Source organism: Micromonospora sp. AMSO31t (genome assembly GCF_008868175.1).
Taxonomy (GTDB): domain Bacteria; phylum Actinomycetota; class Actinomycetes; order Mycobacteriales; family Micromonosporaceae; genus Micromonospora.
Genome location: NZ_WBKT01000094.1, coordinates 1 through 21,045, shown reverse-complemented (window position 1 = coordinate 21,045; position 21,045 = coordinate 1). Strand labels below are relative to the sequence as shown.

General features: G+C 73.6%; 23 protein-coding genes. 14 read left to right on the top strand and 9 right to left on the bottom strand.

Going from position 1 to position 21,045, the window contains the following annotated elements; all coding sequences use genetic code 11:
- Positions 1 to 100: 100 nt before the first annotated feature.
- From F8274_RS20240 to F8274_RS20230, 3 genes are all read left to right on the top strand, one after another.
- Positions 101 to 547: a roadblock/LC7 domain-containing protein gene (locus F8274_RS20240; RefSeq protein WP_151463944.1), complete on the top strand. Its 447-nt coding sequence runs from the start codon at positions 101 to 103 to the stop codon at positions 545 to 547.
- On the top strand, positions 525 to 905 hold the full coding sequence (locus F8274_RS20235) for a DUF742 domain-containing protein (RefSeq protein WP_151463943.1): 381 nt from the start codon (positions 525 to 527) through the stop codon (positions 903 to 905). The genes F8274_RS20240 and F8274_RS20235 overlap by 23 nt, the downstream gene beginning before the upstream one ends.
- A gap of 116 nt (positions 906 to 1,021) precedes the next feature.
- The gene (locus F8274_RS20230) at positions 1,022 to 1,723 is read left to right on the top strand and encodes a cellulose binding domain-containing protein (RefSeq protein WP_192579903.1); all 702 of its coding nucleotides are present in this window, start codon (positions 1,022 to 1,024) and stop codon (positions 1,721 to 1,723) included.
- Between the two features lie 16 nt (positions 1,724 to 1,739).
- On the opposite strand, the gene F8274_RS20225 is transcribed toward F8274_RS20230, so the two are convergent.
- Entirely contained in the window at positions 1,740 to 2,120 is a 381-nt protein-coding gene (locus tag F8274_RS20225) for a thiol-disulfide oxidoreductase DCC family protein (RefSeq protein WP_151463941.1), read from the bottom strand.
- A gap of 83 nt (positions 2,121 to 2,203) precedes the next feature.
- Here F8274_RS20225 and F8274_RS20220 point away from each other — a divergent pair, with 83 nt between their 5' ends.
- Together F8274_RS20220 and F8274_RS20215 are read left to right on the top strand one after the other, a co-directional pair.
- Positions 2,204 to 4,252: an intein-containing Rv2578c family radical SAM protein gene (locus F8274_RS20220; RefSeq protein WP_370518249.1), complete on the top strand. Its 2,049-nt coding sequence runs from the start codon at positions 2,204 to 2,206 to the stop codon at positions 4,250 to 4,252.
- A gap of 44 nt (positions 4,253 to 4,296) precedes the next feature.
- Entirely contained in the window at positions 4,297 to 4,704 is a 408-nt protein-coding gene (locus tag F8274_RS20215; RefSeq protein WP_151463940.1) for a CoA-binding protein, read from the top strand.
- On the opposite strand, the gene F8274_RS20210 is transcribed toward F8274_RS20215, so the two are convergent.
- Entirely contained in the window at positions 4,701 to 5,312 is a 612-nt protein-coding gene (locus F8274_RS20210) for a TetR/AcrR family transcriptional regulator (protein ID WP_192579902.1), read from the bottom strand. The genes F8274_RS20215 and F8274_RS20210 overlap by 4 nt on opposite strands.
- Positions 5,313 to 5,402: 90 nt before the next feature.
- Between F8274_RS20210 and F8274_RS20205 the strand changes: the two genes are divergently transcribed.
- Complete coding sequence (locus F8274_RS20205; protein WP_151463939.1) at positions 5,403 to 6,053, top strand: PH domain-containing protein; 651 nt, start codon at positions 5,403 to 5,405, stop codon at positions 6,051 to 6,053.
- A 71-nt stretch (positions 6,054 to 6,124) separates the two neighbouring features.
- Here F8274_RS20205 and F8274_RS20200 read toward each other — a convergent pair whose 3' ends face one another.
- Positions 6,125 to 7,321, bottom strand: coding sequence for an acyl-CoA dehydrogenase family protein (locus F8274_RS20200; protein WP_151463938.1), 1,197 nt, complete (start codon positions 7,319 to 7,321; stop codon positions 6,125 to 6,127).
- A gap of 181 nt (positions 7,322 to 7,502) precedes the next feature.
- Here F8274_RS20200 and F8274_RS20195 point away from each other — a divergent pair, with 181 nt between their 5' ends.
- The gene (locus tag F8274_RS20195; RefSeq protein WP_151463937.1) at positions 7,503 to 7,937 is read left to right on the top strand and encodes a DUF4190 domain-containing protein; all 435 of its coding nucleotides are present in this window, start codon (positions 7,503 to 7,505) and stop codon (positions 7,935 to 7,937) included.
- Positions 7,938 to 7,940: 3 nt separating this feature from the next.
- Here the strand turns inward: F8274_RS20195 and F8274_RS20190 are convergent, their stop codons facing one another.
- Entirely contained in the window at positions 7,941 to 8,831 is an 891-nt protein-coding gene (locus tag F8274_RS20190) for an SDR family NAD(P)-dependent oxidoreductase (protein WP_151463936.1), read from the bottom strand.
- Positions 8,832 to 8,945: 114 nt separating this feature from the next.
- On the opposite strand from F8274_RS20190, the gene F8274_RS20185 reads away from it, so the two are divergent.
- Positions 8,946 to 9,509, top strand: coding sequence for a DUF4190 domain-containing protein (locus F8274_RS20185; protein WP_151463935.1), 564 nt, complete (start codon positions 8,946 to 8,948; stop codon positions 9,507 to 9,509).
- Positions 9,510 to 9,565: 56 nt separating this feature from the next.
- Here the strand turns inward: F8274_RS20185 and F8274_RS20180 are convergent, their stop codons facing one another.
- Entirely contained in the window at positions 9,566 to 10,519 is a 954-nt protein-coding gene (locus F8274_RS20180) for a CoA ester lyase (protein WP_151463934.1), read from the bottom strand.
- 127 nt (positions 10,520 to 10,646) lie between these two features.
- Between F8274_RS20180 and F8274_RS20175 the strand changes: the two genes are divergently transcribed.
- Positions 10,647 to 11,471, top strand: a complete 825-nt coding sequence (locus F8274_RS20175; RefSeq protein WP_151463933.1) for an SDR family NAD(P)-dependent oxidoreductase — start codon at positions 10,647 to 10,649, stop codon at positions 11,469 to 11,471.
- Between the two features lie 49 nt (positions 11,472 to 11,520).
- On the top strand, positions 11,521 to 12,237 hold the full coding sequence (locus F8274_RS20170; RefSeq protein WP_151463932.1) for a GNAT family N-acetyltransferase: 717 nt from the start codon (positions 11,521 to 11,523) through the stop codon (positions 12,235 to 12,237).
- A 3-nt stretch (positions 12,238 to 12,240) separates the two neighbouring features.
- On the opposite strand, the gene F8274_RS20165 is transcribed toward F8274_RS20170, so the two are convergent.
- Both F8274_RS20165 and F8274_RS20160 read right to left on the bottom strand, forming a co-directional pair.
- The gene (locus tag F8274_RS20165; RefSeq protein WP_151463931.1) at positions 12,241 to 14,397 is read right to left on the bottom strand and encodes an APC family permease; all 2,157 of its coding nucleotides are present in this window, start codon (positions 14,395 to 14,397) and stop codon (positions 12,241 to 12,243) included.
- Between the two features lie 55 nt (positions 14,398 to 14,452).
- Positions 14,453 to 15,409 carry a DMT family transporter gene (locus F8274_RS20160; protein ID WP_151463930.1) on the bottom strand — a complete coding sequence of 319 codons (957 nt, stop codon included), beginning with the start codon at positions 15,407 to 15,409 and terminating at the stop codon, positions 14,453 to 14,455.
- Between the two features lie 104 nt (positions 15,410 to 15,513).
- On the opposite strand from F8274_RS20160, the gene F8274_RS20155 reads away from it, so the two are divergent.
- Entirely contained in the window at positions 15,514 to 16,209 is a 696-nt protein-coding gene (locus tag F8274_RS20155; RefSeq protein ID WP_151463929.1) for an HAD family hydrolase, read from the top strand.
- Between the two features lie 14 nt (positions 16,210 to 16,223).
- On the opposite strand, the gene F8274_RS20150 is transcribed toward F8274_RS20155, so the two are convergent.
- Both F8274_RS20150 and F8274_RS20145 read right to left on the bottom strand, forming a co-directional pair.
- Positions 16,224 to 16,736: a hypothetical protein gene (locus F8274_RS20150; RefSeq protein WP_151463928.1), complete on the bottom strand. Its 513-nt coding sequence runs from the start codon at positions 16,734 to 16,736 to the stop codon at positions 16,224 to 16,226.
- An 83-nt stretch (positions 16,737 to 16,819) separates the two neighbouring features.
- Entirely contained in the window at positions 16,820 to 17,689 is an 870-nt protein-coding gene (locus tag F8274_RS20145) for a PhzF family phenazine biosynthesis protein (RefSeq protein WP_151463927.1), read from the bottom strand.
- A 33-nt stretch (positions 17,690 to 17,722) separates the two neighbouring features.
- Between F8274_RS20145 and F8274_RS20140 the strand changes: the two genes are divergently transcribed.
- From F8274_RS20140 to F8274_RS20130, 3 genes are all read left to right on the top strand, one after another.
- The gene (locus F8274_RS20140) at positions 17,723 to 19,009 is read left to right on the top strand and encodes a magnesium transporter MgtE N-terminal domain-containing protein (protein WP_151463926.1); all 1,287 of its coding nucleotides are present in this window, start codon (positions 17,723 to 17,725) and stop codon (positions 19,007 to 19,009) included.
- Entirely contained in the window at positions 19,002 to 19,607 is a 606-nt protein-coding gene (locus tag F8274_RS20135) for a DUF1003 domain-containing protein (RefSeq protein WP_151463925.1), read from the top strand. Before F8274_RS20140 ends, F8274_RS20135 begins: the two co-directional genes overlap by 8 nt.
- 169 nt (positions 19,608 to 19,776) lie before the next feature.
- Positions 19,777 to 20,925: an Mrp/NBP35 family ATP-binding protein gene (locus F8274_RS20130; protein ID WP_151463924.1), complete on the top strand. Its 1,149-nt coding sequence runs from the start codon at positions 19,777 to 19,779 to the stop codon at positions 20,923 to 20,925.
- Positions 20,926 to 21,045 lie beyond the last annotated feature (120 nt).

The following is a 21,045-nucleotide window of genomic DNA, read 5'->3' as shown; positions in this document are numbered from 1 at the left end:
AGGACCGACCCGGACCCGGCAGTCCGGGGCGGTCCGACCCGCACCCACCGGCCCCGCCACCCCCCGAAACAACGCTCCGCAACAGCGGGAGAGGACCTAGATGACGCATTCAGCGGTCGCCACCGACAGCCTGACCGCCGCCCTGGACGGCCTGGTGGACCGGGTTCCCGGGGCGGAGGTCGCCGTGGTGCTCTCCCCCGACGGGCTGCTGCTCGGCCGGTCCCGACACGTCGAGGACCAGGTCGCCGAGCAGGTCTCCAGCCTGGTCAGCGGGCTGTACGCGCTGGGCCAGGCCGCCGGGCGGGTGTGCCTGGCCGGCGGGCTGCGGCAGGTGGTCGTGCAGATGTCGCGCTCGTTCGTGTTCGTCGCCACCACCCGGGGCGGCGCGATCCTCACCGTCCGGATGGGCGGCGACGCCGACGTCGGCGACATGGCGTACGAGGTGGCGCTGTTCGCGGCGCAGGCCGAGCGGGCCCTGCCCGTCTATCTCGAACCGGCCCGGACGGTGACAGGCGGGATCAGCGGTGCGCACCACTGGAGACCATGACGAGGCGTGGTACGACGAGGACGCCGGGCCGGTGGCCCGGCCGTACACGGTGACGCGCGGCCGCATCACGTCCGACCACGGCCAGCTCGACCTGATCTCCCTCGTGGTGACCCGGCGGGCGGCCCCCGCCTCCGCGCAGCTTTTTCCCGAACAGGCCCGCATAATCGAGCGGTGCCACCGTCCACTGTCGGTGGCGGAGGTCGCTGCGGAACTGGACCTGCCGTTGGGTACCGTCCGGGTACTGCTCGGCGACCTGCTGGAGGCGGGGCTGATCGAGACGCACGAGCCACCGTCACTGTCCGGGGCGCCGTCCAGGGAACTGCTCGAGGCGCTGCTCGACGGCCTCCGCACGCTGTGACGGACGGAGACCGCCGGGACCGGAGACCACGGACTCCGGCCCGATGGACGACCTGAAGGGGGAAAGGCCCAGTGCCGGCACCACCGTCCCCGCCACGGCGGACCCTGCCGATCATCGTGTTGGACGGGCTCGTCGCCGCGGTCGGGGCCGTGCGTCGCGCCGTCGTCGGGCGGCGTGACGGCTCACGGCTCGCGTACGTGGCGATCGCCGCCTCGTTGGGGGTGCTGCTGGCGACCGCGTACTCGATCGTCACGGTGCTGCGTACGCCGGAGCGGCTGACCCCGGTGGCCGTCGGGCCGGCCGGCAGCGGGCCGGCGACCGGCCCGGTGGCGACCGCGACGCCGGGCGATCAGCCCGAGCCGAGCGACGCCACCCCGCGGACGTCCACACCGCCCGTGAGCACGGCCGCGCCCGTGGCCCCCGTCCCGCCGGCCGCGCTGCGGTCGACCGGCGCGCCGCCGGCGACCACCCCGGCGCGGCCCCCTTCGATCCCGCTGGGCGCCGCGTTCGCCGTCGAGGAGAACGCCCTGCTCAGCTACGGCGCCGCGGTGACGATCGACAACCCGGGTCCGGCGCCGGCGCCGACCTGGGCCCTGGTCGTCGTGCTGCCCCGCGAGTCGCTCCGGGTCACCTCGGTCACCGGGGCCCGGGCCAGCCGGGACGGCGCGACGTGGACCTTCGTGCCGGAGGGGGACGCCAGCCGGGTGCCGGGCCACGGCACGGTCCGGGTCACGTTCCGGGTGGACGGCGCGGCCATCAGCGCCACGCCCACGGCGTGCACCATCGACGGGGCCGCCTGTACGGGCCTGCCCGACTGACCGGCGGGTTCCGGCCTCAGTTGCGCCCGGCGGACGGGACCGCGCAGGCCGCGGTGCCGCCGGGCAGGCGGTGGCGGTTGCGGGCCACCCAGCGGTACGCCGGCCAGGCGGCGGCGCGTACCGGAGGGAACCGGAGACCGGCGCCGGCGGTGCGCCAGAGCGGGTTGCTGTCGCCGAGCAGCCGGGCGATGGCGTCGGGACCCGCGGCGCGTACGCCGTCCGCGCCGACCCACTGCACCGCCCCGTCGCACTCGGCGACGGTCAGGCCGAGCGCGTCGAGGTCGGCGAACTGCCAGGGCAGCACCCGGGCCCGGGTCGGGATCCAGCGCTCGATGATCCGCGCGCACTTCGTGCAGAACGCGCAGTCGCCGTCGTAGACGAAGGTCGACGTCTCCATGCCTCCATCCTGCACCCCGCCGCCCCCACTCCGGTGGCCGGTGTCCGGCGGGTCACTTGCGCTTCGTTCGTACGCATGTTCGAATGAAGCACATGCGCTGGGACAACCTCTCCGCTCCCCCGGACGAGGGGACTCCCGACGGGGCAGCGCCAGCGGCTCCACCCCTGCCGCTGGCGCTCCCCGGCGCGATCGCCCGCACGTTCGACACCCCCGGCTTCGCCGGCATGACCTTCTACGAGGTGCGGGCCAAGTCGATCATCAACCGGGTGCCGGGCCAGTCCCGCGTCCCGTTCGAGTGGACGATCAACCCCTATCGCGGCTGCTCCCATGCCTGCGTCTACTGCTTGGGGGGTGACACGCCGATCCTGATGGCCGACGGGCGCACGAAGCCGATCAGCGAGCTGGCGGTCGGCGACCGGATCTACGGCACCGAGCGGCGGGGCGCCTACCGGCACTACGTGGTGACCACCGTGCGCGACACATGGTCGACGGTGAAGCGGGCCTACCGGGTGACGCTGGAGGACGGCACCACCCTGGTCGCCAGCGGCGACCACCGGTTCCTCACCGAGCGCGGCTGGAAGCACGTCACCGGCAGCATGCGGGGCGGCGGCCGGCGGCCCTACCTGACCACCCGCAACCGCCTGCTCGGCACGGGCGGGTTCGCCTCCGCCCCGAAGCGCTCGGCCGACTACCGCCGGGGCTACCTCTGCGCGGTGGTGCGCGACGCCGACCACCCGGGCAGCCGGTTCCGGCTGGCCACCGCCGACGAGGAGGCGGTGGAGCGCGCGGAGCGGTTCCTGGCCGACGCGGGGATCGGCGCGGAGCGGATGGCCGGCCCGCCGGTCCGGGCCGGCCGCCGGTCGACCACCCCGATCCGCACCGCCCGCCCCGGCGACGCCGAAGCGGTCGCCGGGCTGATCCACCCCGAGGACGAGCCGACCGACGACTGGTGGCTGGGCTTCCTGGCCGGCAGCTTCGACGCCGCAGGCAGTTGCCGGCGGGGCGTGTTCCGGATCAACGTGGGCGACGACGAGAGCCTGCGCCTGGCGGCCACCGCCCTGGACCGCTTCGGCTTCCGGTGGGTGCTCGACGACCCGGGCAACCTCAACCGGGGCCGCCAGCTCCGGCTGACCGGTGGTCTGCCGGAGCGGCTGCGCTTCTTCCACCTGACCGATCCGGCGGTCACCCGCAAGCGGTCGATCGAGGGCATGGCGCTCAAGTGCCGGGCCCGGCTGCGGGTGGCGAGCATCGAGGATCTCGGGCTGGAGCTTCCGCTCTGGGACATCACCACCGGCACCGGCGACTTCATCGCCAACGGGGTGGTCAGCCACAACTGCTTCGCCCGCAACACGCACACCTACCTCGACCTCGACGCCGGTGCGGACTTCGACCGCAAGGTGATCGTCAAGGTCAACGCGGGTGAGCTGGTGCGCCGGGAACTGGCCGCGCCGAAGTGGCGCGGCGCGCACATCGCCATGGGCACCAACGTGGACTGCTACCAGCGAGCCGAGGGCCGTTACGAGCTCATGCCCCAGATCCTCGCGGCGCTGCGCGACTTCGCCAACCCGTTCTCGATCCTGACCAAGGGCACGCTGCTGCTGCGGGACCTGCCGCTGCTGCGCCAGGCCGCCGAGGTGACCCGGGTCGGGTTGTCCTACTCGGTGGGGTTCGTGGACGAGGCGCTGTGGCGGGCGGTCGAGCCGGGCACGCCGAGCCCGCGTCGCCGCCTCGACGCCGTACGCCGGCTCACCGACGCCGGCTTCTCCGTCGGGGTGCTCATGGCGCCGATCCTGCCGGGGCTCAGCGACGACGACGAGTCGATCGACGCGACGGTCGCCGCGGTCGCCGCGTCCGGGGCCACCAGCGTCACCCCGCTGCCCCTGCACCTGCGCCCCGGCGCCCGCGAGTGGTACGCGCGCTGGCTGGCCCGTGAGTTCCCGCACCTGGTCCCCCGCTACCGGCAGCTCTACCAGGCCGGGGCGTACGCGCCGCAGGCCTACCAGCGGGAGGTGACCGCGCGGGTGCGGATGGCGGCCCGCCGGCACGGGCTGCACCGGGGCGAGGTCGGCGACAACCGGCAACTGCCCGCCCCGCCCGCACCGGCGGCGGCCGAGCAGCTCTCCCTACTGTGACCGGGAGCGCGGCCGTGTGCCGCCGGCGGGGTTAGGCTCGGCCAATGCGTTCCGCCCAGCAGATCCTCGCCGATTCCGCCGTGATCGCCGTCGTGGGCGCGTCCCGCGCCCCGGGCAAGGCCGCGCACCGCGTGCCGCTGGAGATGCAGCGGCACGGCTGGCGGATCATTCCGGTGAACCCGACCGTGGACGAGCTGTTCGGCGAGAAGGCGTACCCGTCGCTGGCCGACATCCCGCACCCGGTCGACCTGGTCGACGTGTTCCGCCCGGCGCGGGACGCCGTCGAGGTGGTCCGGCAGGCGGTGGCGATCGGCGCGCCGGCGGTCTGGTTGCAGCTCGGGATCTTCTCCGACGAGGCGCGGCGGATCGCCGAGGAGGCGAGGATCGACTACGTCGAGGACCGCTGCCTCATCATCGAGCGGGCCGCCGGGGGCCTGAGCCGGCGCGGCTAGCGTCCGCGCCCCGCGGGGGACGGCTCGGGGCCGAAGAGCAGGTCGAGCTGGGTGTCGAGGGCGGCCAGCGCGGTCTCCGGCGGGTAGTGACCGCCGAGCAGGTAGATGCCGAGCCCCTCCATCACCGCCAGCAACCCGACCGCGGCCTGTTCCGGGTCCACGCCCTCAACCGTACCGGCGCGGATCAGCTGGGCGATGAAGCCCAGGAGGGCGGCCGTCTCGTCGTGCAGCGCGGCGGCGACGGCGGGGCGTACGGCGGTGTAGGCGAGGAACGCGAGCGCGACGCGGCCGTCGGCGCGGCGCTCCTCGTCCAGCGGCAGCAGCTCGGCCAGCATGGTCCGCAGCAGGGCGCGGGGCGCCGGGGTCGCGCCGAGCGCCCTGATGGCCCGGGTCACCCGGGCCTCGTTGCGTTCCCGGACCACGGCGAGCGCGAAGGTCATCATCTCGTCCCGGGTGCGGAAGTAGTGCTGCACCATCCCGGCGCTGACCCCGGCCGCGGCGGCCACGTGCCGGAGGCTGACCGCTTCCAGGCCCTGCTCGGCCGCGACCCGCATCAGCGCGTCCGCGATGAGTGCCCGACGCTCCCGGTGGTCGACCCGCTTCGGCATCCCCCCATGCTTTCACAATACGACTGCATTGACACGCCGCCCGCGAGCGTTTACGTTGCAACTGCAATGCAAACGGAAGGTGGGCGGGGGATGGCAGAGATCGACGTGGTCCGGCTGGCCCGCCGCGCGGTGACGTACGAGTGGGGCATGTGGCGCAGCCTGGCCCGCTGGGTCCTGCGGCGGCCCTACCGGATGGCGCCGGGCGCGGAGACCTTCGCCTACGTGGGCGTGGTCCAGCCGATCCTCGGCGTCTTCATCGCGCTGTCCGCCCTCGAGATCCCGGTCCTCGACCTGATCCTCCGGCACACCGTCGGCTGGCCGACGGTCCGGCACGTCCTCATCGGGCTCGGCGTCTGGGGCGTGCTGTGGATGGTCGGCCTGCTCGCCAGCCTCCGGATCCACCCGCACGTCGTCGACGACACCGGCCTGCGGATCCGCAACGGCATCTCACTCGACGTGCTGGTCCCGTGGGCCGCCGTCGCCCGGGTGGAGGCGCGCTACCGGTCGCTGCCGTCCAGCCGCGCGGTCCAGTACGACCCGGACGACCCGACGGTGCTGAACCTCGGCGTCGGCAGCCAGACCGCGATCGACGTGGTGCTGCGGGAGCCGCTGTCGGTGCCCTTGCCGAAGGGCCCGAGCCGTCCGGTCCGGGAGATCCGCCTGTACGCCGACGACCCGAAGGCCCTGACAACCCGGGCCCGCCGACACCTTCCAGCACCTGACCCCACCCGGCCCAGTTGATCAAGAAGTTTGCGTCACCGGCACGGCCGGATCTGACGCAAACTTCTTGATCAACGCGCTGCCGGCGTCGGTCAGAGCTTGTACTCCTTCAGCAGGCCGCGGCTGATGATCGTCTTCTGGATCTCCGAGGTGCCCTCGCCGATCAGCAGGAACGGGGCCTCCCGCATGAGCCGCTCGATCTCGTACTCCTTGGAGTAGCCGTAGCCGCCGTGGATGCGGAACGCCTCCTGGACGACCTCGGCGCAGTATTCCGAGGCGAGCAGCTTGGCCATCCCGGCCTCGACGTCGTTGCGCTGGCCGGCGTCCTTGAGCCGGGCCGCGTTGACCATGAGGGCGTGGGCGGCCTCGATCTTCGTGCCCATCTCGGCGAGCTTGAACGCGACGGCCTGGTGCTTGGCGAGGGGCTGGCCGAAGGTGCGGCGCTGCTGGGCGTACGCGACGGCCAGCTCGAAGGCGCGGATCGAGATGCCGCAGGCGCGGGCGGCCACGTTGACCCGGCCGACCTCGATGCCGTCCATCATCTGGTAGAAGCCGCGACCGACCTTCTCCTCGCCGCCGAGCACCGCCGAGGCGGGAACGGTGACGCCGTCGAGCACCATCTCGGTGGTCTCGACGCCCTTGTAGCCCATCTTGTCGATCTTGCCGGGGATGGTCAGGCCGGGGGCGGTCTCGCCGAAGCCGGGCTCCTTCTCCAGCAGGAAGGTGCTCATGTTGCCGTAGACCGAGTCGGCCCCGGTGTCGGTCTTGACCAGCGTGGCGACCACCGAGGAGTACGCGCCGTTGGTCAGCCACATCTTCTGGCCGTTGAGCACGTAGTTGCCGCCGTCGCGGACCGCCTTCGACTTGATCGCCGAGACGTCGGAGCCACACTCGGGCTCCGACATCGAGAAGGCGCCGCGCACCTCGCCGGTGGCCATCCGGGGCAGCAGCCGGGCCTTCTGGTCCGCCGACCCGTGCTGGGAGATCAGGTACGCCACGATGAAGTGGGTGTTGACGATGCCGGAGATCGACATCCAGCCCCGGGACAGCTCCTCGACCACGAGAGCGTAGGTCAACAGGGACTCGCCGAGACCCCCGTACTCCTCGTCGATGGTGAGGCCGAACAGCCCCATCTCCCGCATCCCGTCGAGGATGTCGGTGGGGTACTCGTCGGCGTGCTCCAGCCGCTGGGCGTGCGGGATGATCTCCTTGTCGGCGAACTCCCGGACGGTTTCCAGGATCGACCGCTGCACGTCGGTCAGGCCGGGCGTCTGGGCGAGTCGGGCCATCTCAGCCTCCGGGGGATCGGCGCATTACTCGTGGGTAACTGAACGCTGGGTCAGTATCGGCCCCGGGACCGGCGGAGCCAAGGTGACCAGTCCACACAACCGCTGTGAAAAGGTTCACCGCTGCGGGTAGCGTCCGCAAGAGAGAGGGCCGTCGACCTGCGACGAGAGGGCGGGGAGGGACGTGAGCCAACCACCCGGTGAGCCCGAGCAGCCACCGTCGCCGTACGAGCCGCCGGCCTACGGCCAGCCGTACGGGGAGCCGCAGCAGCAGCCGCACTGGGGGCACCAGCCGCCCGGGGCCGCCCAGCCGCCGTACGCCCCGCAACCCCCGTACGGCCAGTACGGGCCGCCCGGCCCCGGCCCGCAGCCACGCGGCGGCGGGCCCAACGTGCTCGCCATCCTGTCGCTGGTCTTCGCCTTCGTCTTCGCCCCCGCCGGCATCGTCTGCGGCCACCTGGCCAAGCGGCAGATCCGGCGGACCGGCGAGGAGGGCGACCAGCTGGCCACCTGGGGGTTGATCCTCAGCTACGTCTTCACCGCGATCGGCCTGCTGGTCTGCTGCGGCTGGATCGGCCTGGCCATCTGGGCCAACTCGGACAACGGCAGCACCTACTGACCGTCAGCGGAACTCGGCCTCCCGGACGCTGTTGCCGCCGTCGACCACCAGCATCTGCCCGGTGATGTAGGAGGCGGCCGGCGAGCAGAGGAAGGCGATCGCCGCGGCCACCTCGTCCGGCGTGCCGGGACGGCCGACCGGGGTGCCGAGACCCTGCTTGATCTCGACCATGGTGGACGCCGCGGTGTGGATGATGCCCGGCGCCACCGCGTTCACGGTCACCCCGTCGGCGATCATCTCCATGGCCAGCGCCCGGGTCAGCCCGACCACGCCGGCCTTCGCCGCCGCGTAGGCGGCCTCGGTGGGCAGCGCGTTGACCGGCCCGGCGGTGGCCGCCAGGTTGACGATGCGCCCCCAGCCCCGCTCGGCCATCCCGCTGATGAACGCGCGGCTGCACAGGAACGCCGTGGTCAGGTTCCGGTCGATCTCGCCGCGCCACTCGTCGTAGGTCAGCTGGGCCACCGGCCGCAGCACCTCCGGGCTGGCCCGGCTGGCCAGGCCCGCGTTGTTGACCAGCACCTCGACGTCGCCGAGCTGCTCGGCCACCGCGTCGGCGAGCGCGCCCACCTCGGACTCGTCGGTGAGGTCCGCGACGAAGCCGGTGACGCCCAGCTCGCCGGCGCGATCGTGGATCCGCCGCGTGGTGGAGACGATCGCCACCCGGGCGCCGAGGTCGGCGAGGCGGCGCGCGGTCGCGTACCCGATGCCGTCCGGACTGCCCGCGCCGGTGACCAGCGCGACGCGGCCGTCCAGGCGCATGGTGGCCGGCTCCTCCAGCGGTGCCGGCTGGTCCTGGTCGGCGGAGCCCGCCGGGGCGCCGCCGCGGGGCCGGCGCACCAGGCCCGGCCGGCTGACGTCCCGTCGAGACCGACCACCGCGCGCGTCAAGTGCCATGCCGCGATCCTGCCCGCTGTGGACGTTCCGGGCAACGCGGCACCCGGAAAGGGGTCCCTGCGACTTGCCCGACGGTGGCTACCCTGACCGCACCACGTCCATGGAGATGATCTGATGACCTATTCCCCACCGCCCGGTGGTTGGCACGACCCGTCGGCGGCCGGGCCACAGTCGAGCCCGCCGGTCGACCCGACCCTCCCGATGGCCGGCAACCCCGTCCCCACCCAGCCGACCCCGGCGGACCCGTACGCGCCCGCCGACCCGTACGCCGGCGCGAAGTCCGCCGACCCCTACGCCGCGCCCGGCTACCCGCCGCCCGGCAACCCGTACGCCGTGCCCGGCTACCCGCCGCCCGGCGACCCCTACGCGGTGGCCGGCTACCCGCCGGCGGCGTACCCCGGCTACGCGCCCCCGTCCAGCAAGACGAACACCCTGGCCATCGTGGCGCTGGTGCTCTCGCTGGTCGGCTTCACCTCCTGCATCACCGCCCCGATCGGCGCGATCATGGGCCACGTCGCCCGGAAGCAGATCCGGCAGACCGGCGAGCAGGGCGAGGGCATGGCGAAGGCGGCCATCATCGTGGGCTGGATCCTCACCGCCCTGCTGGTGCTGCTGATCATCTTCTACATCGTGATGATCATCATCGCCATCAACTCGGACAGTTCCAGCACCTACTGACGCGGACGGGCCGCCCCGGTCGGCCGGGGCGGCCCGTCGCGGTCAACGGCCGGAGGTCACTCCGGCGGGGTGAACGAGGTGGTGCGGCTCATCCCGGCGGCCCGGCCCTTGGCCGCGATCACCAACGCCATCTTGCGGGACGCCTCGTCGATCATCTCGTCGCCGAGCATCACGGCGCCGAGCTTCCCGCCCGCCTCCGAGGTGTAGAAGTCGTACGCGTCGAGGATCAGCTCGGCGTGGTCGTAGTCGGCCTGGGCCGGGGAGTAGACCTCGTTGGCCGCGTCGATCTGGCCCGGGTGCAGCACCCACTTGCCGTCGAAGCCCAGCGCGGCGGAGCGCTTCGCCACCTCGCGGAACGCGTCCACGTCCCGGATCTGGAGGAACGGCCCGTCGATGGCCTGCTTGTCGTGCATCCGGGCGGCCATGAGGATCCGCATGAGGATGTAGTGGTAGGGGTCGCCCGGGTAGTCCGGGATCAGCGCACCGACCACCAGCGACTTCATGTTGATCGAGGCCATGAAGTCGGCCGGGCCGAAGATGATCGTCTCGACCCGGGGCGAGGCGGCCGCGATCGCGTCGACGTTGACCAGGCCGGCCGCGTTCTCGATCTGCGCCTCGATGCCGATCCGGCCGACCTCCAGGCCGAGGGTCTTCTCGATCTGGGTGAGCAGCAGGTCCAGCCAGTGCACCTGCTCGGCGTTCTGCACCTTCGGCAGCATGATGCAGTCCAGGTTGGCCCCCGCGCCCTCGACCACCTCGATGACGTCCCGGTAGGTCCACGGCGTGGTCAGGTCGTTCACCCGGACCACCCGGGTCTTGCCGGCCCAGTCGCCCTCGTTGAGGGTGGCGACGATGTTCTTGCGGGCGTCCGGCTTGGCCAGCGGGGCGACCGCGTCCTCCAGGTCGAGGAAGACCTGGTCGGCGGGGAGGCCCTGGGCCTTGCCGAGCATCTTGACGCTGGAGCCGGGTACCGCGAGGCAGGACCGGCGGGGGCGACCGACTGCGGCCATGGGTGCGCTCCTTCCAGCGTCCGGCGGGCACGCCGACGCCACCAGGTGACAGACGAGAAACTTAACGATCCCAAAGGGCGTTGTGACGCCACGGTAACCTCGTGCCGTGACCGGGGTGAATGGACCTGTGGAAGATCTCACTGAGCGTCGGACCGTGGTGGTGACCGGCGCCAGCTCGGGCATCGGCCTCGCCGCCGCGGTCGACCTGGCGGGACGCGGCGACCGCGTGGTGCTGGTCGGCCGGGACCCGGCCCGGCTGCGGGCCGCCGGGGAACGGGTCCGCGAGTGCTGCGGCGAGCAACCCGAGCTGTTCCGCGCGGACTTCGCCGTGCTGGACGACGTACGCGGGCTCGCCGAGCGGCTGCGCGCCGCGTACGACCGGATCGACGTGCTGGCGAACAACGCCGGGGCGATCGTGCTCCAGCCGGTCACCACGGTCGACGGCTTCGAGCTGAGCATGCAGGCCAACCACCTCGCGCCGTTCCTGCTCAGCAACCTGTTGCGGGACCGGGTCGGCCGGATGGTGGTGACCGCCTCGGGCGCGCACCGCAGCGGCGTGCTCGACGCGGACGACCTCAACGCCGTGCTGCGCCGATACCGGCCGATGCGCGCCTACGGGACCAGCAAGCAGGCGAACATCCTGTTCACCGCCGAGGCGGCCCGGCGCTGGCCGGAGATGAAGGCGCACTCGTTCCACCCGGGCGTGGTGCGCACCCGGTTCGGCAACGACAGCCGGCTGGTGGCCCTGGGCATGCGGCTGCTGCCGTTCCGCAGCCCCGAGCGGGGCGCCGAAACCCTGGTCTGGCTGGCCAACCAGGACCCGGCCCGGCTGGTCGACGGCGGCTACTACGCCGACCGGCGGCTCCGCCGACCGCTGCCCAAGGCGAGCGACCCGGCCCTCGCCGCCCGGCTCTGGGCGGCCAGCGCCAAGGCCGTCGGGATCGACGCCTGAGCCGTCTCCGGGTCTCCCCGCCGGGCCGGTCGCTGCGATACTGCGCCGCATGACCGAGCACGAGGGAGCAACCCTGCACGTCGGGGGCCCGGACGCCGAGCTGGCCGCTCGGATCGACCGCGAGCTGACCGCCTTCAACAACGACGCCACCGGCGCCACCGACGAGGCCGACCTCACCGTGCGCGTCGTCGCACCCGACGGCGAGCTGGTGGCCGGGTTGACCGGGTGGACCTGGGGCGGCCGGGCCGGGATCAACACCGTCTGGGTGCGGGCGGACCGCCGCCGCGAGGGCTGGGGCGGCCGGTTGCTCCGCGCCGCGGAGGAGGAGGCCCGGCGGCGCGGCTGCACCGAGATCTCCGTGGCCTCGTTCTCCTTCCAGGCGCCCGACTTCTACCGCCGCCACGGCTACACCGACACCGGCATCCGGGACGGCATCCCCGGCGGCCACGTCGACCACCACTTCTGGAAGCCGCTCGTCGAGGACCCGGCCGGGGTGCTCCGGGTGGTCGCCCTGGTCGACCTGAGCGCCGACCCCGAGGGCGGCCGGCGGTACGAGGACGGCGTGCTCGCCCTGCTCGGGCGGCACGGCGGGCGGCTGGAGCGACGGCTGCGCACCGGGGACGGGAAGACCGAGGTGCACGTCATCCGGTTCGCCGCGCGGGCCGGCTACGACGCCTTCCTGGTGGACCCGGAGCGGCTGGCGCTGCGGGCCGCCCTGGGCGACGCCGCCCCCACCACCCAGGTCCTCGACGTCCACGACGTCTGACGCTCACTCGGCGAGGTGGACCGGGACGCTGGTGACCACCACGCCGGGCAGCGCCCGCAGGGCGGCGCGGAGCCGCTGCTCGGCGCGGCTGTGCAGCGGGCGGTGCCAGCGGCGGCGGAGCACGACCTCCGGCACGATCACGGTCAGGGTCAGCTCGGGCCGGGTGGTGTGCAGCGCCTCCAGGTAGTGCGCGAGCGGCCCGATCACCGCCCGGTACGGCGACACGATCGTCTCCAGCCGCAGGTGGTCGCCCCAGGCCCGCCACTGCTCGCGGAACCGGTCCGCCTCGCTCTCCTCGGGGGCGATGTGCACGGCCAGCGTCGGCTGGCCCAGCGACGCCGCGTACGCGAGGGCGCGCAGCGACGCCCGGTTCAGCCGGGCCACCGGCACGACGACCAGGTGGCGTACCTCCTGGGGCAGTTCCTCGCCCTCGGCGGACCCGGCGGGTCCGGGCGCCGCGGTCGCGGGCGGGTGCAGCGCCAGCGCCCGGTTCAGCGTGGCGTAGTGGCGGTGGATCCGCCGGAACAGCAGGACCAGCAGCGGCACCGCGACCACGACCACCCAGGCGCCCTCGGTGAACTTCGACACGGCGGCGGTCAGCAGCACCAGCCCGGAGAGGAGAGCGCCGACGGCGTTGACCGCGAGGCGCCGGCGCCAGCCCCGGCCGCGGCGGCGCCGCCAGTGCACCACCATGCCGGCCTGGGACAGGGTGAAGGCGAGGAAGACGCCGACGGCGTAGAGCGGGATCAGCGACTCGGTGTTGCCTCGGAAGGTGACAAAGACGAGCCCTGCGGCGAGCGAGAGCGCGACCAGGCCGTTGCTGAAGGCCAGCCGGTCGCCCATGTGCAGGAACCGGCGGGGGGCGTGGCCGTCCCGGGCCATGAAGAAGAGCAGCCGGGGGAAGTCGTTGAACGCGGTGTTCGCCGCCAGCAGCAGAATCAGCGCCGTGGTGGCCTGGAGGACCGCGTACCAGGGGCCGGTCGGAAAGGTCGCTCGGCCGAGCTGGGAGAGCAGCGTCTCGCCTGGCAGCGGGACCAGACCGTCCAGATGGATCAGCCCGACCAGGCTGGCGAAGAGCACGACCAGCATGGCGACCATCCAGCCCAGCGTCGTGCGGGCGTTCCGCCACTCGGTGCGGCGGAAGGCGGGGACAGCGTTCGACACGGCCTCGATGCCGGTCATCGACACCGCACCGGAGGAGAACGCGCGGAGCACCAGCAGCACGCCCAGCCCCTCGGCCGCCGGCAGCTCCGGCGGCGGCACCGGCGCGAACCCCCGCCCCGCCGCCCGCGCATAGCCCACCACCAGCAACGCCAGCACGGACACCACGAAGGCGTACGTGGGCAGCACGAAAATGTTTCCGGCGGTGCGTACGCCCCGCAGGTTGCCGGCGAGCAGCACGGCGATCACCAGCACCCCGAGCAGCACGGCGACCGGGGCCAGCCCGGGCACCGCCGAGGTCACCGCACGTACCCCGGCCGCCACCGACACCGACACGGTCAGCACGTAGTCGAGCATCAACCCGGCCGCTGCCGCCAGCCCCGGGACAGGTCCCAGATTGTCGCCGGCCACGATGTACGAACCGGCCCCGTGTGGATACGCCGGGATGGTCTGCCGGTAGGACACCCCAACCGCGATCATCAGCACCACCAGCAGGGCGGCCAGCGGCAGGGAGAGCCCGAGCGCGGCGCTGCCGGCCAGCACCAGCACGCTGAGCATCGCCTCCGGCCCGTACGCCACCGAGCTGAGCAGGTCGGAGGAGAGCACGGGCAGGGCGACCAGCTTGCGCATCCGCTCGTAGAGCACGGAGGCGCTGGAGATCGGCGGGCCGAACAGCGTCCGGCGGGTCCGGGTGAGCAGCCGGCCGGCCCGCGAGCCGGGCAGGTGCGCCGGCTCGCTGGCGACCAGTTCATCCGGCTCCTCGACGGTGAACATCTCGATCGGCGCCAGCCGGCCGAACCGGGTCGGCTGCGGCGGCCGCCCGCTGCGCCCGAGCGTGGGGTCGACGGGCAGGTCGTCCGGTTTGCGCGGCTCCTGCCAGCGTTCCCCGATCCGACCCAGGGCCGCCCGCTCCTCCTGGCCGAGCGGCGGGAACTCAGCCGACGGGGTGACGACCGTCCCCCGCTCGGCCTCGTCGCCGCCTTGCCCTGCCGCTCCCACCCCCCGCACTTTCACCGAAACCGGTCCGGCGGGGAGCACTTTCCGCGAAAGCGGGTCAGTCGATCAGCGGCGCGGGGTCGGCGGGCACCGCGACCGGCACGGTGCGGCGGCCGGCCCGGGCCCCGCCGAGGATGACGACGGCCACGCCGGCCAGCAGCAGGGCCAGCCCGGGCAGGGCGAGCGGGCGGGGCAACTGGCCCAGCCAGACCCCGGCGATCAGCGCCGCGGCGGGCGCCTCCAGCAGGATCAGCACGCTGATCGTGGTGGCGGAGACCCGGTGCAGGGCGTAGTTGAACATCGAGTGGCCGAGGAGTTGGGCGCCGGCAACCAGGCCGAGGATCGCCAGCCAGGTGCCACCGTCGTAGCCGTGCAGGCGCACCCCGCCGGCCAGACAGACCACCAGCAGGATCGCCGCGCAGACCCCGTAGCAGATGGTGGTGTAGGTGGTGGTGCTGATGCTGGCCCGGGCCCGCTCGCCGAGGGCGGTGTAGACCGCGGCGAACATGCCGCCCGCGACGGCCAGCAGGTCACCGGCGAAGGCCCGGCCGGAGACGCCGAAGTCGGCCCCAGTGGCCAGCACCGCGCCGAGCACGGCGACCGCGATGCCGGCCCAGACCGCCGCGGGCAGCCGCCGCCCCTGCCAGCGGGCGATCAGTCCCTGCCAGACGGGCTGGGTGGCGCCCAGCGCGGTGGCCGCGGCCACGGAGGTGAGCTGCGCGCTCGGCATCCAGGTGGCGAAGTGGGCGGCCAGCGCCACCCCGGAGAGTACGCAGTAGAGCCCCTCCCGCCGGCCCGCGCCGACGGTCAGCGCCCGGAACTCGGCCCGCCGCCGGGTCACCGAGACCGGGCCGAGCACGGCCACCGAGAGCACGTTGCGCCAGAAGGCGATGGCGAGGGCCGGCGCGGCGGCGAACGCGACCAGCGGCGCGGAGGACGAGACGGCGGTGACGGCCAGCGCGAGCGCGCCGACGGTCAGCGCGTCGAGCGGCGGGCGGTGCGGTGCGTGGGACACGGGGAGCAATACTCACACGCCGTCGGGCACCACGGACCGTCAGCACTCCGTTACGATCATGCGCGTCCCGGCGATCCCCCCTCGACGTCCGGAGCCGTTCCCCCATGCCCAGATACCAGGCGGTGCTGTTCGACTTCTTCGGCACGCTGACCCGCTGCGTCCAGCGCGGGTCCGCCCACCGGACCATCGCCGAGCTGCTCGGCTGCTCGGTCGACACCCTGATCGAGGTCCTCGACCGCAGCTACTACCAGCGCGCCAGCGGGCGGTTCGGCGACGCCGAGGAGACCCTGCGCTGGGTCTGCGGGCAGGCCGGCGTGCACCCCTCCGACGAGGCGGTACGCGCCGCCGTCGCCTCCCGGCACCGGGCGGTGCGCGCCGACACCCGGCTGCGGGCCGAGGCGGTGCCGGTGCTGGCCGCGCTGCGCGGGCAGGGCGTCCGCACCGGCCTGATCAGCGACTGCACGCACGAACTGCCGGCGTTCCTGCCCCAACTGGCGGTCGCCCCGCTGCTCGACGTCCGGGTCTTCTCGGTGCAGGTCGGGCGCTGCAAGCCCGACGCGACGCTCTACCTGACCGCCTGCCACCGGCTCGATCTCACGCCGGCCGACTGCCTCTACGTCGGTGACGGCGGCAGCCAGGAACTCACCGGCGCCGAGCGGGCCGGCATGACCGCCGTCCGGCTGGCCGCCCCGGACCTCGCCCGTCACATGGTGTTCAACGCCGACCACGGCTGGGACGGCCGGGCGCTGACGTCGCTCACCGAGGTGCTCGACCTGCTCGACCCGGTCGCCGTCGGCTGACGGGCCGGGGCGGCTCAGCGCCGGCGGACCTTGTGCAGCCGGAAGGGCTTGCGGGTGGCCCGCACCGCCGTGGTCTCCCGGGGCTGCTCGGCGAGCGAACCGGCCGGCAGGTCGGCGCCCGCCACGCCGGTGCCCGCCGGGCTGAGCCGGTTCACCGCACACCCCTCGGCCGCCCAGCGGGCCACCAGGTCGGCGGACGGGCCCGGGGCGTTCAGCCGCTTGGCGGCGACCAACGGCGCGGCGGTCTCCCACTCCTCGCTGCCTGGCCGCAGCCGGGTCACCCGGGCCGGCCAGGTGACGATCCGCCCGCCGTGGTCGCCGCGCAGGGTCACCTCGGCCGCGTCCGCGTCGGCCAGCCCGGGGGCGGGCTGCTCGCCCGGGCCGCTCACCACCAGCAGCGCGCCGTCGAGCGGAAGGCACCAGAGGCCGTACGCCGGGCCGCCGTCGACGCTGACCCAGCAGATGGCCGCCTTCTTCACGGCCTCGTCCACCAGCGGTGTGACGGTCCGCTCGACCTCGTCGCTCACTCCGGCATCCTCCCGCATCCCGGCCTTGGCCGGGGTGGACCACTCCCCCAGCGGCACGCTACCGCGCCGGCCTCCGGCCCGTCTCAGCCCACGAAGGGCGGGACGGCGATCTCGCCCCGGGCCACCGGCATGACATGGCCGGCGACCGTCGCGCCCACTGCCACGCCGCCGGCCGCGGTCACCGTGCAGGCCAGCGCGGACGGCCGGTTGATCTCGACGCCCTGGCGGACCGCGTACTCGGAGCGGCCCTCGCCGGGCAGCAGCCCGCTGGCCACCAGCCAGACGCCCAGACCCAGGGCGGCCGAGCCGGTCGCCGGGTCCTCCGGCACGCCCAGGCCCGGCACGAAGACGCGCGCGTGCGCGGTTTGCGAGTCGGCGTCCCAGGAGAAGACGCTGACGTGCTCCACGCCGTACCGCTCCGCCGCCGCCGCGTTCACCTTGGCGCGGGCCACCGCGTCCGGGCGTACCGGAAGGTAGGGAAACTCCAGCCCGCAGCCGGCGACCCGGGGCGCCGGGCCCGCGTGGTCCGCGGCGGTGAGGCCGGCCATCTCCAGCAGGGGCTCCGGGTCGAGTTCGGGCCCGAGGGTCGGGGTGCCCCCGGTGAGCGTCGCGCCGGTGGAGGTGACCTCGATCGGCAGCACCCCGGCGCCGCACTCCTGGGTGATCCTGCCCACATCGAACATGCCGCGGCGGCTCGCCGTAACCGCGGCGCCCACGCTGGGGTGGCCGGCGAACGGCAGTTCCTCGGCCGGGGTGAAGATGCGTGCCCGGTACGTCGCACCGACCTGCGTGGGCGGCAGCACGAACACCGTCTCCGACAGGTTGAACTCCACCGCGAGCGCCTGCATCTGCTCGGTGGCGAGCCCTTCCGCGCCGAACACCACGGCCAGCGGGTTGCCGGCGAACGGGCGATCGGTGAAGACGTCCACGATCTCGTAGGCCAAGGTCGACATGTTGATAAACACTAGGCCCTTAGGCTGGTGCCCGTGAGCACGCCGAACCGGGTCTACATCGCTCGACTCGCCGGAGTCGCCGTCTTCGACCCGAACGGCGACCAGGTCGGCCGGATCCGGGACGCCGTCGCCCGGATGCGGCCGACCCAACGGCCGCCCGAGGTGGTGGGGCTGGTCGCCGAGATGCCGATGCGGCGGCGCATCTTCCTCTCCATCAACCGGATCACCTCCATCGACGCGGACGCCGTGGTGCTCGGCAGCGGCACCCTCAACCTGCGCCGCTTCGAGAAGCGCCCGAACGAGCTGCTGGTGCTCCAGGAGCTGCTGGACCGGCGGGTGCAGCTGGACACCGGGCAGGCCGGCTCGGTGGTCGACGTGGCGATGGAGAGCAGCCGCGGCGGCGAGTGGGCCCTGACCCGGGTCGCCGTCCGCGAGCAGACCAGCCGGCTCGCCCGCCGCGGCCACCTGCACCAGGTGGAATGGGACCGGGTACGCGGCCTCGGCGGCCTCGCCGACAGCCGGGGCACGGCCAACCTGCTCGCCGTGCTGGAGGACATGCGCCCGGCCGACCTGGCCAACGCCCTCCAGGACCTGCCCGACGCCCGGCGCAACGAGGTGGCCGCCGCGCTGGACGACGAGCGCCTCGCCGACGTGCTCGGGGAGCTGCCCGAGCACGACCAGGTGGAGATCCTGGCCGCGCTGGACCGGGAACGCGCCGCGGACGTGCTGGAGGAGATGGACCCGGACGACGCCGCCGACCTGCTCAACGAGCTGCCCCCGCCCGAGCAGGACGTGCTGCTCGACCTCATGGAGCCGGACGAGGCCACCCCGGTCCGCCAGTTGCTGCGCTACGCCTCCGGCACGGCCGGCAGCGTGATGACCTCCGAGCCGGTGATCCTGCCGCCGGACGCCACGGTGGCCGAGGCGCTGGCCCGGATCCGCGAGCCGCAGCTCTCCCCCGCCGTGGCCGCGCAGATCTTCGTCACCCGCGCCCCGCTCACCACGCCGACCGGGCGCTACCTGGGCATGGTCCACTTCCAGGCGCTGCTCCGGGAGCCACCGGCCGACCTGCTCGGCAAGGTCGTCGTCAACGACATCGACCCGCTGCGGCCGACCACCCCGCTGCCCGAGATCACCCGCCGGATGGCCACGTACGACCTGGTCGCCATGCCCGTGGTGGACCGGAGCATGCGGCTGGTCGGCGCGGTGACCGTGGACGACGTGCTGGACCACTCGCTGCCGCGCGACTGGCGGGACCGGGACGCCATGACCACCGCGCCGGCCGACGACGACGCGCCGCTGGACGGCGACAATGGCTGACCAGCGACGAGAGCGACTGGACCAGCCCCGGGCGCCCCGGGGCCTCCGGCTGCCCCGGATCGACGCGGAGACCTTCGGCCGCTGGTCCGAGGGGATCGCCCGGGGCATGGGCACCGCGAACTTCATCGTCTACATGACGCTGGTGATCGCCGCCTGGTTCGCGTGGAACACCCTGGCCCCGGCGAACCTGCGCTTCGACCCGTACACCTTCACCTTCCTGACCCTGGTGCTCTCCCTCCAGGCCTCGTACGCGGCCCCGCTGATCCTGCTCGCGCAGAACCGGCAGGCCGACCGGGACCGGATCGCGCTGGAGGAGGACCGGCGGCGGGCGACCATGCAGAAGGCCGACACGGAATACCTGGCCCGGGAGATCGCCGCGCTGCGCATCGCCCTGGGCGAGGTGGCGACCCGGGACTTCCTCCGCTCGGAGCTGACCCGGCTGGCCGAGGAGCTGGACGAGGCGGCCGAGCGGCGGCGGAAGCTGGAGCGCCGCCAGCAGGAGCGCGAGGCCCGGCGGCAGGCCGGCGGGGAGCCGCTCGACGAGCCCCGCGACGACCTCGACGGGGACTTCGCCCGCGACGGGCGGTTCGAGGGCTGAGCCCGAACGTATTGAACGCCGCGCGCCTCAAGGGGCCAGGCGAGCGGCGTTCGGTGCGATCGTCCCACTTCGCGGCACGGCCCGTCCACCCCTCGGGCGGCCATCGATTCGCTCACACCGGCCCCCGCCAGCGGCGGACGCCGATGACCACCGACGTAGCATTGCGGACATGTCAGCACCCGTCAGCACCATCTCCGACGCGATCCAGGCGGCCCTGGCCACCGTCAACGACCCGGAGATCCGCCGGCCGATCACCGAGCTGGGCATGGTCCGTTCCGCCGAGATCGGCGACGACGGCGTGGTCCGGGTCGAGCTGCTGCTCACCGTGGCCGGCTGCCCGCTGAAGGACAAGCTGCGTACCGACATCACGGCCGCCGTCGGGGCGGTGCCCGGCGTGGCCGGCGTCCAGATCGAGTTCGGCGTGATGAGCCCGGAGCAGCGCCAGGAGCTCCAGTCGAAGCTGCGCGGCGGCGGGGCCACCGCCGAGCCGGTCATCCCGTTCGCCCAGCCCGGTTCCCGCACCCGCGTCTACGCGGTCGCCAGCGGCAAGGGCGGCGTCGGCAAGTCCAGCGTCACGGTCAACCTGGCCGCCGCGCTGGCCGCCCGCGGCCTCTCGGTCGGCGTGGTCGACGCCGACATCTACGGCCACTCGGTGCCCCGGATGCTCGGCGCCGACGGCGCGCCCACCCGGGTCGAGGACATGATCATGCCGCCGCAGTCGCACGGCGTGAAGGTCATCTCGATCGGCATGTTCACCCCGGGCAACGCGGCCGTCGTGTGGCGCGGCCCGATGCTGCACCGGGCGCTGCAGCAGTTCCTCGCCGACGTCTACTGGGGCGACCTGGACGTCCTCCTGCTCGACCTGCCCCCGGGCACCGGCGACATCGCGATCTCGGTGGCCCAGCTCCTGCCGAACGCCGAGATCCTGGTCGTCACCACCCCGCAGGCGGCCGCCGCCGAGGTGGCCGAGCGGGCCGGCGCCATCGCGCTGCAGACCCACCAGCGGGTGGTCGGCGTGATCGAGAACATGTCCTGGCTGGAGCTGCCGGACGGCTCCCGGATGGAGGTCTTCGGGACCGGCGGCGGCGCGGCCGTCGCCGAGTCGCTGACCCGGACCATCGGTGCGCAGGTGCCGGTGCTGGGGCAGATCCCGATGGACACCCGGGTGCGCGAGGGCGGCGACGCCGGCAACCCGATCGTGCTGGCCGAGCCGGACGCCCCGGCCGCCCGGGCGCTCGTGCAGGTCGCCGACCGCCTCGCGGTGCGCCGCGAGTCCCTGCTCGGCAAGCCCCTGGGCCTCAAGCCCGCCGGTCGCTGACCCTGTCTTTCCCTCACCGACCCTCCCCGGCCCCCCGCTGGGGAGGGTCGGTCTCGTTGATCATGAAGTTGTTGTCACCCGCATCGGCGTGTCGCGACAACAACTTCATGATCACCGGTG

What these genes read in the sequence shown, in the direction of transcription:
- F8274_RS20145 (WP_151463927.1), bottom strand. Translation starts at nt 17,689, where the DNA reads ATGTCGACCTTGGCCTACGAGATCGTGGACGTCTTCACCGATCGCCCG.
- F8274_RS20215 (WP_151463940.1), top strand. Translation starts at nt 4,297, where the DNA reads ATGCGTTCCGCCCAGCAGATCCTCGCCGATTCCGCCGTGATCGCCGTC.
- F8274_RS20135 (WP_151463925.1), top strand. Translation starts at nt 19,002, where the DNA reads ATGGCTGACCAGCGACGAGAGCGACTGGACCAGCCCCGGGCGCCCCGG.
- F8274_RS20205 (WP_151463939.1), top strand. Translation starts at nt 5,403, where the DNA reads ATGGCAGAGATCGACGTGGTCCGGCTGGCCCGCCGCGCGGTGACGTAC.
- F8274_RS20240 (WP_151463944.1), top strand. Translation starts at nt 101, where the DNA reads ATGACGCATTCAGCGGTCGCCACCGACAGCCTGACCGCCGCCCTGGAC.
- F8274_RS20200 (WP_151463938.1), bottom strand. Translation starts at nt 7,321, where the DNA reads ATGGCCCGACTCGCCCAGACGCCCGGCCTGACCGACGTGCAGCGGTCG.
- F8274_RS20210 (WP_192579902.1), bottom strand. Translation starts at nt 5,312, where the DNA reads ATGCCGAAGCGGGTCGACCACCGGGAGCGTCGGGCACTCATCGCGGAC.
- F8274_RS20180 (WP_151463934.1), bottom strand. Translation starts at nt 10,519, where the DNA reads ATGGCCGCAGTCGGTCGCCCCCGCCGGTCCTGCCTCGCGGTACCCGGC.
- F8274_RS20185 (WP_151463935.1), top strand. Translation starts at nt 8,946, where the DNA reads ATGACCTATTCCCCACCGCCCGGTGGTTGGCACGACCCGTCGGCGGCC.
- F8274_RS20170 (WP_151463932.1), top strand. Translation starts at nt 11,521, where the DNA reads ATGACCGAGCACGAGGGAGCAACCCTGCACGTCGGGGGCCCGGACGCC.
- F8274_RS20220 (WP_370518249.1), top strand. Translation starts at nt 2,204, where the DNA reads ATGAAGCACATGCGCTGGGACAACCTCTCCGCTCCCCCGGACGAGGGG.
- F8274_RS20130 (WP_151463924.1), top strand. Translation starts at nt 19,777, where the DNA reads ATGTCAGCACCCGTCAGCACCATCTCCGACGCGATCCAGGCGGCCCTG.
- F8274_RS20225 (WP_151463941.1), bottom strand. Translation starts at nt 2,120, where the DNA reads ATGGAGACGTCGACCTTCGTCTACGACGGCGACTGCGCGTTCTGCACG.
- F8274_RS20155 (WP_151463929.1), top strand. Translation starts at nt 15,514, where the DNA reads ATGCCCAGATACCAGGCGGTGCTGTTCGACTTCTTCGGCACGCTGACC.
- F8274_RS20190 (WP_151463936.1), bottom strand. Translation starts at nt 8,831, where the DNA reads ATGGCACTTGACGCGCGCGGTGGTCGGTCTCGACGGGACGTCAGCCGG.